The sequence below is a fragment of the Bradyrhizobium sp. AZCC 2262 genome, from assembly GCF_036924535.1.
Taxonomy (GTDB): Bacteria; Pseudomonadota; Alphaproteobacteria; order Rhizobiales; family Xanthobacteraceae; genus Bradyrhizobium.
In genome coordinates this window covers 1,939,992-1,954,049 of the sequence record NZ_JAZHRT010000001.1, presented here as the reverse complement: position 1 = coordinate 1,954,049, position 14,058 = coordinate 1,939,992, and the positions used below count along the sequence as shown (strand labels likewise).

At 63.0% G+C, this 14,058-nt stretch carries 13 protein-coding genes; 11 read left to right on the top strand and 2 right to left on the bottom strand.

The genetic code is table 11. The annotated features are described in order from the left end of the window. Positions 1–4 precede the first annotated feature (4 nt). From V1283_RS09220 to V1283_RS09190, 7 genes are all read left to right on the top strand, one after another. Positions 5–991 (top strand): ABC transporter ATP-binding protein, encoded by a 987-nt coding sequence (locus V1283_RS09220; RefSeq protein ID WP_334386114.1) that lies wholly within the window; start codon positions 5–7, stop codon positions 989–991. Further along, positions 988–1,989: an ABC transporter ATP-binding protein gene (locus tag V1283_RS09215; RefSeq protein ID WP_334386113.1), complete on the top strand. Its 1,002-nt coding sequence runs from the start codon at positions 988–990 to the stop codon at positions 1,987–1,989. Before V1283_RS09220 ends, V1283_RS09215 begins: the two co-directional genes overlap by 4 nt. Further along, positions 1,989–2,924: an ABC transporter permease gene (locus tag V1283_RS09210; RefSeq protein WP_334386112.1), complete on the top strand. Its 936-nt coding sequence runs from the start codon at positions 1,989–1,991 to the stop codon at positions 2,922–2,924. The genes V1283_RS09215 and V1283_RS09210 overlap by 1 nt, the downstream gene beginning before the upstream one ends. Position 2,925: 1 nt before the next feature. After that, on the top strand, positions 2,926–3,789 hold the full coding sequence (locus V1283_RS09205) for an ABC transporter permease (protein WP_334386110.1): 864 nt from the start codon (positions 2,926–2,928) through the stop codon (positions 3,787–3,789). Between the two features lie 26 nt (positions 3,790–3,815). Further along, the gene (locus tag V1283_RS09200; protein ID WP_334386109.1) at positions 3,816–5,084 is read left to right on the top strand and encodes an alkaline phosphatase family protein; all 1,269 of its coding nucleotides are present in this window, start codon (positions 3,816–3,818) and stop codon (positions 5,082–5,084) included. A 205-nt stretch (positions 5,085–5,289) separates the two neighbouring features. Continuing rightward, entirely contained in the window at positions 5,290–5,478 is a 189-nt protein-coding gene (locus V1283_RS09195; RefSeq protein ID WP_334386108.1) for a hypothetical protein, read from the top strand. Positions 5,479–5,743: 265 nt separating this feature from the next. Then, positions 5,744–7,327, top strand: a complete 1,584-nt coding sequence (locus V1283_RS09190) for a CYTH and CHAD domain-containing protein (RefSeq protein ID WP_334386107.1) — start codon at positions 5,744–5,746, stop codon at positions 7,325–7,327. A 223-nt stretch (positions 7,328–7,550) separates the two neighbouring features. Here the strand turns inward: V1283_RS09190 and V1283_RS09185 are convergent, their stop codons facing one another. Beyond that, positions 7,551–8,753, bottom strand: a complete 1,203-nt coding sequence (locus V1283_RS09185; protein WP_334386106.1) for an aspartate kinase — start codon at positions 8,751–8,753, stop codon at positions 7,551–7,553. Next, a complete protein-coding gene (nagA, locus tag V1283_RS09180; protein WP_442895849.1) occupies positions 8,754–9,935 on the bottom strand; it encodes an N-acetylglucosamine-6-phosphate deacetylase in 1,182 nt (393 codons plus the stop codon). Between the two features lie 117 nt (positions 9,936–10,052). Between nagA and V1283_RS09175 the strand changes: the two genes are divergently transcribed. From V1283_RS09175 to V1283_RS09160, 4 genes are all read left to right on the top strand, one after another. After that, positions 10,053–10,976, top strand: a complete 924-nt coding sequence (locus V1283_RS09175; RefSeq protein WP_334386104.1) for a BadF/BadG/BcrA/BcrD ATPase family protein — start codon at positions 10,053–10,055, stop codon at positions 10,974–10,976. A 19-nt stretch (positions 10,977–10,995) separates the two neighbouring features. After that, a complete protein-coding gene (locus V1283_RS09170; RefSeq protein WP_334386103.1) occupies positions 10,996–11,952 on the top strand; it encodes an N-acetylmuramic acid 6-phosphate etherase in 957 nt (318 codons plus the stop codon). A gap of 11 nt (positions 11,953–11,963) precedes the next feature. Next, positions 11,964–12,962, top strand: coding sequence for an SIS domain-containing protein (locus V1283_RS09165; RefSeq protein WP_334393007.1), 999 nt, complete (start codon positions 11,964–11,966; stop codon positions 12,960–12,962). A gap of 444 nt (positions 12,963–13,406) precedes the next feature. Next, positions 13,407–14,036 (top strand): DUF1326 domain-containing protein, encoded by a 630-nt coding sequence (locus V1283_RS09160; RefSeq protein ID WP_334386102.1) that lies wholly within the window; start codon positions 13,407–13,409, stop codon positions 14,034–14,036. Positions 14,037–14,058: the final 22 nt, after the last annotated feature.

The window sequence follows — 14,058 nt, the reverse complement described above, 5'->3', positions numbered from 1 at the left end:
GCCGATGGCGCCGCTGGTCTCGATCGAAAACCTCACGGTCGCCTTCGATGGTGTAGCGGTGTTGCACGGGATCGATCTGCAGGTCGAGCGCGGGGAAGCGCTTGGCTTGGTCGGCGAGTCCGGATCAGGCAAGTCCGTCACCTGGCTCGCTGCCCTCGGTCTTCTGCCGACGGCCACGTCGGTTGGCGGCCGCGTCAGGCTGGAAGGCGCTGACATCCTCGGCGCCCCGCCAAGCAAACTCGACCGGGTTCGCGGCGGGCGGATCGCCATGATCTTTCAGGATCCGGCAAGCGCGCTCAATCCGGTGCTGCCTATTGGCAAGCAGATCGGCGAAAGCCTCGCGCTGCATCGGGGCCTCTCCGGCGCGTCGATCAGGTCCGAAGCCCGGCATCTGCTCGATCTTGTCGGCATTCCCGATCCGGAGCGACGGCTCTCCGCCTACCCGCACGAATTCTCGGGCGGCCAGAACCAGCGCATCATGATCGCCATGGCGCTGGCGGGAAATCCGGACCTGCTCGTCGCCGACGAACCAACGACGGCGCTCGATGCGACAATTCAATCTCAGATTCTCGAATTGATCGGTCGTGTCCGGCGGGAAACCGGCATGGCGCTCGTGCTCATCAGTCACGACCTCGGCGTCGTCGCCGAAAATTGCGACCGGGTCGCCGTGATGTATGCGGGCCGCATTGTCGAGGAAGCCGCGGCAGGCGATCTGTTCGCTGATCCGCGCCACCCGTATACGCTGGGGCTGACAGGCGCGCTGCCGCCGATCGATGGCCCGCGCCGCCGGCTGACCGCCATACCCGGCATGGTGCCGAATCCGAAGTCGATGCCGCCTGGCTGTGCGTTCGCACTGCGCTGCAGTTCGTCCGACCGGCGCTGCGAAGACAAGCCGCCGCGCTTGCGCGCAATCGGCGAACGACGACGGATCGCCTGCGTGCTGGAGACCGGTGCGCTGCAACCGCCTCTACTGGAGGCAGCCGCGGAATGACGGCGCCTCTCGTCAAGGTCGAAGCCATCGTCCGCAACTATCGGATGCGAGCCGGCATGTTCGGGCGCGTCGCCGACCTGCGCGCGGTCGATGGCGTCTCCTTCGACATCCGGCGCGGCGAAACGCTCGGTCTCGTCGGCGAGTCCGGCTCCGGCAAATCGACCACCGGACGGATGGTTCTCGGACTCGAAGCGCCCGACAGCGGCTCGGTCGCCTTCGACCAGGCGACAATGCCGACGATCGGTTCGTCGGCATGGCGCTCCCAGCGTGCCCGCATGCAAATGATATTTCAGGACCCGCTCGGCGCCCTCGATCGCCGGTGGACGATTGCAAGACAGCTGCGCGAGCCGCTCGACATCCACGCCATCGGCGACGATGCCGCCCGCGCAGTGCGCGTCGACGAACTGCTCCATTCGGTCGGTCTCGCGCACGATCAAGGCCTGCGCTATCCGCACGAGCTCTCCGGCGGTCAGCGGCAACGGGCGGTCATCGCCCGAGCGCTGGCAACGCGGCCCGACTTCTTGGTCTGCGATGAACCGGTCAGCGCGCTCGATGTTTCGATCCAGGCCCAGGTCATCAACCTGCTGATCGACCTGCAGGCGGAACTTGGGCTCACCATGCTGTTCATCAGCCATGATTTGCGCGTCGTGCGGCAGATCAGCCGGCGGGTCGCGGTGATGTATCTTGGCCGTATCGTTGAGCTCGGCGATGCGGACCACCTTTTCGCCGCCCCGCAGCACCCCTATACGCGCGCGCTGGTCTCCGCTTCGCCAGCACCGGGACGGCGCAACGCCGAACGGATCGTTCTGACCGGCGATCCGCCAAATCCCGCGGCGCGTCCGGCCGGCTGTGCCTTTCACCCGCGCTGCTCTCACGCCTTCGCACGCTGCCGCATGGAATCGCCGAAACTCGTCGAAATCGCGCCCGATCGCAGCATAGCCTGTCATCTGCTCGATGCCGGGACCGTCCCCGCCGCCGCTTCGGAGGCCGCCGCCTGATGCTGCGATTTTTCGCCGTTCGCATTGCCCGCGCCATGCTCACCATTGCGCTGGTCGTCACCTTTGCCTTCGTCGTGCTCCGCCTTTCCGGCGACCCCGCGCTGATCATCATGGGACCGGAAGCGCCGCCGGAGGTGATCGCCGCCTTCCGCAAGGCCTGGGGTCTCGATGACCCGATCTGGATGCAATATCTCGACTACTTCGGCGCGATCGCACGTGGCGAACTCGGCCGCTCGATGCGGGACGGACGCCCGGCGATCCAGCTGGTCGCAGAACGCATTCCGGCGACGCTGGTTCTGACAATTCCCGCACTGCTCCTCAAGCTTGGCATCGGCATTCCCGCCGGCATCCTTGCAGCACTTCACCGCGGCAGCGTCATCGACCGCGCGGTGATGGCCGCGGCGGTCGCCGGCTTCACCGTCCCGAGTTTCGTTCTCGGCCTGGTGCTCGCCCTCATCTTTGCCGTGCAACTCGGCTGGTTGCCCTCCGGCGGTCAGGATAGCTGGCGGCATGCCATCCTGCCCATCATCACGCTCGGTATCGGAGGCGCTGCGGTGCTGGCGCGCTTCACCCGGAGCGCGATGCTCGAAGTACTTGGTCAGCCCTATGTGCGGACGGCATCGGCCAAGGGCGTCGCATGGCGCGCGGTCGTCATCCGGCATGCGCTGCCGAATGCGGCGATCCCCACCGTGACGATCATAGGCTTCATGGTTGGAACGCTGATCGCCGGCGCCGTCGTCGTCGAAAGCGTATTTTCCTGGCCGGGCGTCGGCAGGCTGCTGGTGGTCGCGGTGGCCAACCGCGATCTCGCGGTCGTACAATGTGTTCTGCTGCTGGTGGCTGCGACGATGGTTGCCTCGAACCTCGCCGTCGATTTCCTTTACGGGTTCCTTGATCCGCGGTTGCGGACCGGAACGCAGGCGGGAGCGCATTGAGATGGCCGACCTGTCGCTTCCACAGCAGCCCGCCGCACGGCAACGTCTCTCGCTGCCGAAGATCCCGACTGCGGTACTGGTGGCGATTACCTGGATTCTCGCAATCCTTGTCGTCGCATTGCTTGCGGACACGATCGCGCCCTACAGCCTGACCCGCATGGACCTGAAGAATCGGCTGTCGATGCCCGGCAACGCGGCGCATTGGCTTGGGACCGACGAACTCGGCCGCGATGTGCTCTCGCGCCTGTTATTCTCCATTCGTATTTCGCTGCTGATCGCTTTCGGCGCGACGACGATCTCCGCCGTGCTGGGCACATTGCTCGGCTTCCTGGCAGCGCATTTCCGCGGCTTGATCGAACAGATCGTGCTCATGCTGGCTGATTTTCAGGCCAGCATGCCGTTCCTGATCCTGGCGCTCGCGGTGCTGGCGTTCTTCGGCAGTTCGTTGCAGCTCCTCGTCTGTCTGATGGGGCTCTATGGTTGGGAGCGGTACGCGCGGATTGCCCGCGGCCTAGCCATCTCGGCCGCGGCGCAGGGCTATGCGGGGGCGATCAGGCAACTCGGCGCGATGCCTTCCCGGATCTATTTCCGGCACATTCTCCCTAACATCGCCTCGACACTGATCGTCTCGATGACGCTGGTATTCCCCGAAGTAATCCTGCTCGAGTCTGGCCTGTCGTTTCTCGGTCTCGGCGTGCAACCGCCGATGACCAGCCTCGGCAACATGGTCGGCTATGCCCGCGAATATCTTGGCCGCGCGCCATGGATTATGCTGGCCCCGGCCACGACCATCGTCCTGACGACCCTTGCCGTCTCGATCATCGGCGACTGGCTGTGCGACAAGCTTGATCCAACCCTGAAATAACCCTGCTCCCATTTTCGGATATTGTCATGACCCATCCCATCGTCGTCACCGTCATTTGCGACGGCCACAGGCCGGATTTTGTTTCTGCAGAGACCACGCCGCACATGGCTCGCCTCAGGCGCGCGGGAACGTGGTTTGCAGATCACCGGGGAATTTTTCCATCGGCTACTCGCGCCTCCTCTGCCTCGATCGCCACCGGCTCATGGCCTCGATCGCATGGCCTGCGCGGAAATACCGTCGCCCTGCCCATCGCCGGCGGACATCAAGTCCATGACGCCGGCAAACCGGAGTTCTACGATGCCTATCGCGATCATTTCGGCCGCCTGCTGGCGCGCCGATCGTTGGCCGAACGCGTGGCACCTCTCAACGGCGCGCTGCTGTGCTCCAACGTCTCGCCCGGAGCGGCTTTCTTCCATGATTCATACCGTCACGGGACCTTGTTTCATCGCGAGTTGTCCTACGCTCCGGGTCGCCGACCTCTAACAGACACCATCGATGCACCGCCTGGAAGCATTGGCGATGCCTCGCTGGCGGTTCGCTTTCTTGCCGTTCTCGGTTCGAATCCGCCTTCGATCGCGACCTTGTGGTTATCCGAACCCGACAAGACGATGCACGCGTTCCCACTTGGCTCGCCGGAGCATCTCCTCGCGCTGCGTGCGGTCGATGATCATGTCGGCGCGGTTGCTCAGGCCGTCGAACGGCTCCGCGACAAGGGCCACGACGTTCTCTTTTTAATAGGTTCCGACCACGGTCATGAAGCGGTGACGGAAGTAATTCCCGTAGAACGCCGGCTGTTCGAGGCCGGATTCAAGACTTCGCTCGAAAGCCCCGAAATTGTCGTCGCGCCACAGGGCTCATCCGCATTCATTCATTTTGGTGGCAGCGCGCTGTCGCGCCGCGCCGAGGTCGTCTCCTGGCTCAGCGGACAGCCTTGGGCTGGCCGCATCATCTCCGGCGAAGACCTTGCCGAACTCGGCCAGATCCCCGGCGACGATCTGCTCGCCGTCGATATGGCGAAGAGTTCGGGCGCGAACTGCAACGGCGTTCCAGGCCTGACCGCCATGGCGGTGCGGTTTTCCGAGCAGGAGGACGCAATCCGTCGAGACTGCGGCATGCATGGCGGCCTTGGCGCTTACGAAACGCAGCCGACGCTGATCGCGGTAGGACGAGGCTTTGAAGCCGGTGCATCGGTCACGAAAACGAGCCGCATCATCGACATCGCGCCCACGGCGCTGGCCCATCTCGATCTTCCTTTGGACGAGATCGATGGAACTGCGCTGCAGAAGTGGCCGTAGCCCGGCGCACTAAAAGCTATTCAAATAATTGCAAAGCACGATGCGTGGCACATTTCGCCGTTGTAGCTGCGTGCACAAACGGTTACCGCGCCCAGATGGCGCTCCCGAGCTGGAGCAACATCGCAGAATGTTGCGCAGCTCCCGTGCGATTACGGAGTCTCAACTCTAGCGCGCGAATTTAATTGCGGCGGCTTCGCGCGAGTGATTGAATCGCCAGCAATCCGACTCGACCAATGACGGAGAAAAATTCGCCAGCGAGGTAATTGCCATGCTTGCCGAAAAGTTTTTTCTGGTGCTGGAAACACTCAAAAGTCACGCTTCCGATGACAAGACGTCTCCAGTCGTGATCAGTACTGCGCCGCATATCCCGATCAAATTGCCACGCAGAAAGTGAAATTAAGGCCACCAACTCAGGCGGCCTTTTATTTTCACGGATGTGGGCATTCGTGTCAGTCCCACGGCCCGCTGGTTCCCAGCCTTCCCCGTCCCAGCTAGTCTTTCCCTCTCCCATGGGCCTCATGCCCGAACTGAGGCGACGGAAGGCCTCGGGCAGTCTCCGGAACTGCCGTGGCAATTTGCAACGTCATCCCAGTGCGCAATTTGAGTTTATCCTGCTGTTGTCATAAAATATTCATGCACTCCTTCCGGTGGAGATACCGTTGAACGCCCCAATCGTGCACGATTCCGGCAGCGCGATTGCTGAGCGGCCGGCTGAGCAGGCCGAAATCGAACTTAAGCTGCTGGCGCCGCAGGGTATCCTCGAAAAACTGCGCGAGACGCCCGTCATCGTGCAGCATGCGCGCAACCGCGGCGTGGTCCGCCGGCTGGAAACGGTCTATTACGACACGCCGGAACGAGTGTTGTTTCAACGCGGCATGTCGCTACGCGTGCGACGCAGCGGCAAGCATTTCATTCAGACGCTGAAGCTTTTGCCCGACATCGGACGGCCGTTGGCGCGGCGGCAGTGGGAAACGCCGGTCGACGGCATTACCCCTGACCTGGCGCGGCTTCCCGCCGACGAGATCGGCGATCCCGTGACGACGCTTGCCCACGATGCGCTCGTGCCGGCATTTGCGACAAAGGTTCGCCGGCATGCCCGGCAGCTCGATCTGCCGGATGCTTCTGTTGAAATCGCGTTCGACGAGGGGACCATCGAGGCCGGCCCGCGTCAGGAAATTCTGTCCGAAATCGAACTCGAATTGAAGAGCGGCAACGCCGGCGCGCTGTTTGATCTCGGAACGCAGTTGCTCGACACCGCGCCGCTGCAGGTCGGCACCCGGAGCAAGGCGGAACGCGGCTATGCGCTGGCGTTCGACGTCGCGCAGCCGGCGGCGAAAGCCGAAGCCGTCGGCATCACTGCCGAACACGCGGTTGATGACGTCATTGCGCTGCTGGCGGGCGCCTGCTGGCAGCATCTTCTGAACAACCACGCGGTGGCGAAGGAAGGATCCGACCCCGAAGGCGTGCACCAGATGCGCGTCGCCTTACGCCGTCTGCGCACCATGTGTGCGCTGTTCCGGCGAGAGATCCCATCGCCGTCGTTCGAGGCGATCAGTGGCGAAGCCAGATGGCTGATGCAGCAGCTCGGCCCGACCCGCGATTGGGATGTCTTCGATGGCACGACCGTGTCTCGCCTCGCGACGGCAGCTCCCGAGGTCGACTTTGGCGGCCTGCGCGAGGCGGTGCAACGGCAGCGCAAGTTGAACTACGCCACTTTGCAAGGCGTTCTCGCCGATCCGCGTTGCAGCCGTTTCCTGCTCTCGCTGGGAAACTGGGTCGAACGCCGCGGCTGGCGCAACGAGATTGAGAGCGAGGCGCTGGCCGCCCTGTCACAGCCGATGCCGGCGCTCGCGGATAAAATTCTGGCGAAACGGCACCGCAAGGTGCTCCGGCGTGGCGCGCATTTCCGGCGGCTCGACACCAATGCGCAACACGATCTCAGAATCGATCTCAAGAAGCTGCGTTATGCGGCGGAGTTCTTCTTGCCGCTTTACGCCACCCATGCGCGCGCCAAGCGCTACGTGATGCGGCTCGCCAGGCTCCAGAACAGTCTGGGACGCGCGCGCGACACCGCAAATATCCGCACATTGCTCGATGTCATCAGGCAGGACGATCAGCCCGCGCTCCATCTTGCCGTCGGCGCAATAACCGGCTGGCGGGCCCGCGACCAGATTGCCGTGGCGAAAACGCTGCGCAAGAGATGGCGGCGGTTCAAGGCGACGCCGGCATTCTGGGGCCGGTGAGTTCGATACCTGCGTCTCAGTAGCGTTGCCGCCCCCTCGCCATCGACCCTCAGATAGGAGCGATCATTCGCGGCGACTACAAGTTTGCGCCGTAACCATCTCTGGCGATTGCAAATCGAAAGGACCGACCTGCGAGGCGGCGGCCCTTTCGATTTTGGGAGCCCATTTGTGGCTTGAACACGCGAATGGCGTAAGCGGAAACGATCCCTGCCGCTTCTCGAACCTATGTTTGCTGGACAAGCGAATGCAACGCCTTAACCGCGGCCTCGCGGCTCTCCACAGGGACAAACAGACTGACCGAATGCGACGACAACACATACTTGTCGGGAACAATCCCGTGATGTCCGAGAACCTGCAACGCCCTGAATGGCAATTCCGACGAAACGCCGCCGAAGCAGGTGAGACTCACCGAGCTTGAGGCCTTGCGCTGCTTGCGCAGACCCTTGCTTCGCTCCAGCGTGCGCAACAGGGCGTCGAGCCACTCCGTATCACAGGCCACGGTCATGCTGGTTTTTCCCGCGGCGAAGCTCGATGAGAGGAGCTGCGGCCAGGACAGGCTGTTTTGCTTGAGATGCTGCGCGAATTTCTCGAAACCGTGATTGAGATCCTTGGAAACGATTTCCACATGTTCAATGCGAGCCATCGAGTTGACGGCCAGAACCTTTCCGTTTTCCATGCCTGCAACCTCTTTCATCACTTGCGTGCTGTGTTCAACGCCGCCCCACTGCCTGAGAACCAGAGACACATCCTGACTTTGCGCCAGTTCTACGCTGCGAAAATGCAGGATCTTTGCACCCCAGAAGCACATTTCGGACAGGGATGCGAAGTCCACTCGCCGCAGGGGCTTTGCATCCGGCACGATGCGCGGATCGGCCGAACAGATTCCGTCGACCTCTTTGATGATTTCACAGCGCTCGGCTTTCAGCGCCGCGGCCATCGCAACGGCCGTGGTGTCGCTGCCGCCCCGGCCGAGCGTGGTGATTTCCCTGGTCGCCGGGTTCACGCCCTGAAATCCTGCCAGCACCACAACGCGCCCACGATCAAGTTCTTCGCGCACGCGAATGGGCCGAACATCCAGAATGCGTGCGGAGGAATGGGAGTCGTCGGTCATCACGCCGGCCTGGCTGCCGGTGAAGCTGATCGCAGGCACGCCGAGATCGGAGAGTGCCATGCTCATCAGAGACATGCTGATGCGCTCACCGGTCGTTAGCAGCATGTCGAGTTCACGGCGATTAGGAGCAGGGCTTACCTGGTAAGCCATCTGGATCAATTGGTCGGTGGTCGTTCCCATCGCGGAGACGATCGCCACGACACGATGACCACGGCCATGCAGGTCGGCGAGACTGCGCGCAACCGCGCGAATTTTCGCCGGTGTTTCAAGACAGACACCGCCATATTTTTGCACGATGATGGGATGGTTGGGCATCTAACCTCGTTGAAAAGCCTCGCTCGCCTCGCCCATCGAGCCGACACCGCCGATCCATGTGCCGACGACTTCAAAGTTCGGATTGAAGGCGACAAGGTCCGCGCGGTATCCGGGTGCGATTTTTCCAAGCTCGGACTCAAGGCCCAGAAATGCCGCGGGCGTCCGAGAGGCCATGATGAGGGCATCGACGAGGGAGATTCCGAGCAGCGCAACAGCGTTGCGGACTGCCTCGATCATGGTGAGGTGAGCCCCCGCGAGTGTGCCATCGGGGCCAGTCAGGCGATTTTCGTGCAACGTGATCCGCCTTCCTTGCAGCATGAATTGCCGGTCGTTCGTACCCGCCAATGGCATGGCATCGGTGACCAGCATCAATCGATCGCGTCCCTTGCAACGGAAGGCAATACGCAAACCGGCGCGGTCAACGTGGATGCCGTCGCAGATGATCCCTGCAAACAGCCGGTCGTCCTCAAGCGCGGCGCCCACCAGGCCCGGTTCCCGGGCGCTCAACTGCGACATGGCATTGAACAGATGGGTCACCCCGGAGACACCGCGATCGACCGCCTGCCCGATTTCGGCTGCGGTGGCGTCGCTGTGGCCGGCCGCGATACGCAATCCGGCGGCGATCAATTCGTCGATCATGGACGCGGGCACGCATTCCGGGGCCAAGGTCACAATGGAGCGGCCGCGGTCCCCAAAACTCTTGATCGCGGCAAGATCGCGCCGGTCCGGCACGCGTATCTCGGCTTCCGGATGAATGCCCTTGCGAGACCTGTTGAGGGCCGGCCCTTCCAGATGAAAGCCGAGCACGCCGGGAATCCTCAGACAAACCTGAGCGACTGCAGCCAAGCGCTCGATGATCTGGCTGCGATCGGTGATGAGGGTCGGCAAGCAGCCCGTGGTTCCCTCCTTCCAGTGCGCCTCAACGATGCGCCGAACACCAGCCTCCGTTGGCTGGTCATTGAGAAGAACGCCCCCGCCTCCGTTCAGCTGGATGTCGATGAATCCGGGTGCAAGGATCGCGTCTGCGGGAAGGTGGATTGAGGCGCGCGCCTCCGCCTCGTCGAAGGTGATGTTTTCAATCCGCCCTTGCGAGATCCTGACCGACCCCGGCCCGCGCATGTCGGCACCATCAAAGATGTGCTGCGCGGCGATCGTGAGCGAGGTAGAACCAGCGTGGCCCATCAGTATTGATCCGAGAATGACGGTCACGGACTCGTGACGCGAGTCACGTACGCGACTTCATATGTACACCAAGGGGCCTTCTGAGGACCCGGAGCGAAACCTTCGCGTTAACTTTCCATGGGAACAAACGATACCACGTATCTCGGCATTGATGGCGGCGGAACCCGTTGCCGCGCCCGGATCGAGGACGAAAACGGCAGGGTGCTCGGTGAAGCGAGTTCGGGGCCTGCGACGACGCGGATTGGCTTTGAGAAGGCTTGGCGGTCCATCATGGAGGCTACTGAAGCGGCAGCCGCACAGGCCGGACTGACGCGCGAGGATTTCGCGCGGATGCACGCCGGAATTGGCCTTGCCGGTCTTGGTCGCCGGGGCGCGGAAGCGGCGCTCAACAAGATCGCGCATCCCTTCGCGTCCGCCATCTTCATCAGCGACGGTTTGGCGGCCTGTCTTGGCGCCCATAGCGGCACGGACGGGGCCATCGTGGTAACCGGCACAGGCTCGGTGGGAGTCGGCCTGATCGACGGCCGCGAAATCCGTCTCGCCGGTTACGGCTTTCCCGTCTCAGACGAAGGCAGCGGTGCCGACATCGGCCTGCAGGTTGTTCGACTGGCGCTGCGGGCCGCGGATCGCCGCGGTGAGCTGACCCCACTGCTTTCAGAGGTGCTCGGCGCATTCGATCATGATCCTTATCAGGCGGTAGCCTGGTCTGAAGAAGCCAGGGCCACGGACTACGCTGCGTTGGCGCCGATCGTGCTGCGGCACGCCAATCAAGGCGATCCGGTCGGTCGTCGCATTGTCGAACGCGCGGCCGATGCCATTGGCGATCTGCTCGATCTGTTCCTGGCGAGAGGAATTGACCGGCTCTCGCTGGTGGGCGGGCTCGCGGATGCCATTACGCCCTGGCTGACACCTGACCTGCGCGCTCGCCTGAGGCGACCTGACGCCGACGCGGCCGCCGGCGCGTTGCTGGTGGCGCGAGGGCGGCTTGATCTGCCCAAGAGAGAAACTGACCATGAACTGGCTTCAAAGTTCCGCGTTTGATGGAGCATGGATCAATCATATGGCTACCGAAGAAGTCGATCCCCGCTTTGCCGATCTTGACGCATGGTCGCTGACGTCAGCGATGGAAGCGATGTGGGAGGGCCAGCTTGCGGCAGTCGCGGCGATCGGCCATGCCCTTCCCGCGATCACTGCGGCGACCGAAGCGGCCAAAGCGGCGCTGGGCGATCACGGACGCATCGTGTATGTCGGCGCCGGCACCTCGGCCCGCGTGGCGGTCCAGGACGGCGCCGAGCTGACGCCGACCTTCGCCTGGCCCAGCGAGCGCGTCCGCTTCATCGTTGCCGGCGGAGATAGCGCGTTCGTCACCAGCATCGAGGGCGCGGAGGACGATGTCGACGATGCGGTGATACAGATCGACGCAGCGCGGCTCACGTCGCACGACGTGGTGATCGCGGTTGCCGCCAGCGGCACAACGCCATTCACGATTGCGGCGCTGCAGCGGGCGGGTTCTTTCGGCGCTGTGACGATCGGTGTCGCCAACAACCCCGGCACCGCACTGCTGGCATCGGCAAGGTTTCCGATCTTGATCGAGACCGGCCCGGAGCTGATCGCCGGCTCAACGCGGATGAAGGCGGGCACCGCGCAGAAGGTTGTGCTAAATCTGATCTCCTCGGGGATCATGCTGCGGCTTGGCCGGGTGTACCGCGGCATGATGGTAAACATGCCGCCGACCAATGCCAAGCTGAAGCGACGCGCCGAGGCCATGGTGGCGCAAATCGCGCACTGTGATCCGTCGCACGCGGCACGCTCGCTCGAGCTGGCCGAGGGAGACATCAAGACGGCAGTCCTTCTGGCGTCGGGAATCGACAAGGTTGATGCCGAGACCATTCTGAAAAACTGTGACGGCAACCTTCGGCGCGTGTTTGCCACGCTCGCCAAGAATCCTGACCCGCATCGTGACCGGCATCCCAAGGCAATGGCGGCGCGCAAGCACGGCGGAGCCGTTGAGCCGTGACAACATCCGCGATGGCGAGCGAAATCGGCGAAAGCGCGGATGTTGTCGCCAACATTGTTCGTAACCGCCACGCCACGCGCGACATTGCACAGCGAATTGGGATTGGCTCCGCCCCGCTGTGCGTCGTGTGCGGCCGGGGAAGCTCTGGGCATGCCGGGGTTTTCTTAAGATACCTTGTCGAGACGCGGCTTCGCCTTCCCGTTTCAGCCAGCGCTCCTTCGGTGATCACGGCATTTCGTACGCCCTTGATACTGCGCCACGCGCTGTTCATCGTGATCTCGCAATCCGGGCGCAGCCCGGATCTTGTCGCGGCGACCAGGTCGGCGCGCGCCGCTGGCGCCCGCACCATCGCCATCGTCAATGCAACGTCGTCGCCGGTTGCTGACGAAGCGGAGTTCGTCGTTCCGATCGAAGCCGGCCAAGAGCACTCTGTAGCGGCGACCAAGACCGTGATCGGCTCGATGGCCGCTAGCGCAGCACTTGTTGCCGAGTTGGCGGAAGATCGTGCGCTGCGGGCTGCCCTCGACCGGCTGTCCGAGCGCCTGCACCGCGCGCTCGCGCTCGACTGGTCCGCGATTGCCGATGATCTCGCCAAGGCGTCCGCTGTGTTTGTGGCGGCGCGGGGCCTGGGCCTGGGCTCGGCGCGGGAGATCGCGCTCAAAATTTCGGAAATCCTGCGCCTGCCGTCCATTGGTCTGAGCGCAGCCGAGCTGCAGCATGGGCCGCGCGCCGCGTTATCATCGCGCACGCCGGTTGTCATGATGCGCCTCATGGATGAAACGGCGGCCACGGTGGACGCGCTGGCAGCAGAATTGCGGGAGCAAAAGATCGCGCTGCATCTATGCGGTGGACCGCATGGCTCGCTGCCCTGGTTGACTGAGGATGACCCCGCTACCGACCCGATCACCATGCTCGTTCCAGCCTATCGGATCATCGAGCAGACGGCGCGCGCCTGCGGATTTGACCCGGATCGCCCCCCTCGCCTGAGCAAGATTACCGAGACGTTTTGACGGCTGACTAATCGCTGGCTGGCGGCCGAAAGCTGGAGCACCGCCGCACCAGAAACGACCTCGCCAAAACGCAACAAACGCGACAGTAAAATCAACGAATCTAGCGGATATCCTCCCGCTCAGAACGGTCTGGTTGCAGGTTCGAGCCCTGCCGGGCCCAGTGATTACGGGGGCTTCCTACGTTCAGGACAGCGCTTCCGACATGCACCCAAATCGTCTGATCTCGTCTTATGCTGCACCCTAACAGTTCCGCTTCGCCGAGTACGGCTGCGCACCTTTGAAATCCGAAGAAGGAGTTCTACCGGCACTAGCAACGTCCACCTCGCCTTTCTTCGGCGTATTTCGATAGTGGAATCGGCTTGCGGTACTTCCCCGCGCGGCGTAATTTTCAACTACACGTAGTTCATTCGAAAGCAATCGGGTTCAGCCTAGCGGGAGAGAGCGATGGCGGACGTCCAATGGCACCTTTCCGGTGACTATTTCGAGAATTGCAGTTGCAGCATCGTGTGTCCCTGCCTCGTGTCGGCGGCCCCGCCGTTGACCGCGCGACCGACCGAGGGCTTCTGTAACGTACCGCTGATCTTCCACATCGAAAGTGGTCGCTATGGCGACATCGTGCTCGATGGACTCAATGTCCTGGTTATCCTCCACGCACCTGGGGTCATGGCAGACGGAGATTGGTCGGTGGCCGCCTATATCGATCAGCGCGCCAACGATGAGCAGACCGAGGCTCTAGCTGCGATCTTCACCGGCGCCGCCGGTGGTCCGATGGCGGCGTTCGCACCGCTGATCAGCAAGAACCTCGGGGTGAGGAAGGTCCCAATCACATTCCGGATCGACGGCAAGACGCGGTCCGCGGAAATCCCGGGCATTCTGCACATGTCCGTCGATCCGTTGCCGACCATGCATCCGAGCGGCGAAATGTGGGCGAACATCGGCCATCCGGTCAGCCCCGACAGGATGGTGATGGCAGTCGGCGCCGCCGGCAATACGTTCAGCGATCATGGCATGCGCTGGGATAATTCCGGCAGGAACGGCCTCTATGCGCCAATCCGCTGGTCGAACCAGGCCTGATGCAACTCCTGATACCGACCTT

Coding starts and splice junctions, on each gene's coding strand:
- V1283_RS09220 (WP_334386114.1), top strand. CDS start 5: ATGGCGCCGCTGGTCTCGATCGAAAACCTCACGGTCGCCTTCGATGGT.
- V1283_RS09215 (WP_334386113.1), top strand. CDS start 988: ATGACGGCGCCTCTCGTCAAGGTCGAAGCCATCGTCCGCAACTATCGG.
- V1283_RS09210 (WP_334386112.1), top strand. CDS start 1,989: ATGCTGCGATTTTTCGCCGTTCGCATTGCCCGCGCCATGCTCACCATT.
- V1283_RS09205 (WP_334386110.1), top strand. CDS start 2,926: ATGGCCGACCTGTCGCTTCCACAGCAGCCCGCCGCACGGCAACGTCTC.
- V1283_RS09200 (WP_334386109.1), top strand. CDS start 3,816: ATGACCCATCCCATCGTCGTCACCGTCATTTGCGACGGCCACAGGCCG.
- V1283_RS09185 (WP_334386106.1), bottom strand. CDS start 8,753: ATGCCCAACCATCCCATCATCGTGCAAAAATATGGCGGTGTCTGTCTT.
- nagA (WP_442895849.1), bottom strand. CDS start 9,935: ATGGGCCACGCTGGTTCTACCTCGCTCACGATCGCCGCGCAGCACATC.
- V1283_RS09175 (WP_334386104.1), top strand. CDS start 10,053: ATGGGAACAAACGATACCACGTATCTCGGCATTGATGGCGGCGGAACC.
- V1283_RS09170 (WP_334386103.1), top strand. CDS start 10,996: ATGGCTACCGAAGAAGTCGATCCCCGCTTTGCCGATCTTGACGCATGG.
- V1283_RS09165 (WP_334393007.1), top strand. CDS start 11,964: ATGGCGAGCGAAATCGGCGAAAGCGCGGATGTTGTCGCCAACATTGTT.
- V1283_RS09160 (WP_334386102.1), top strand. CDS start 13,407: ATGGCGGACGTCCAATGGCACCTTTCCGGTGACTATTTCGAGAATTGC.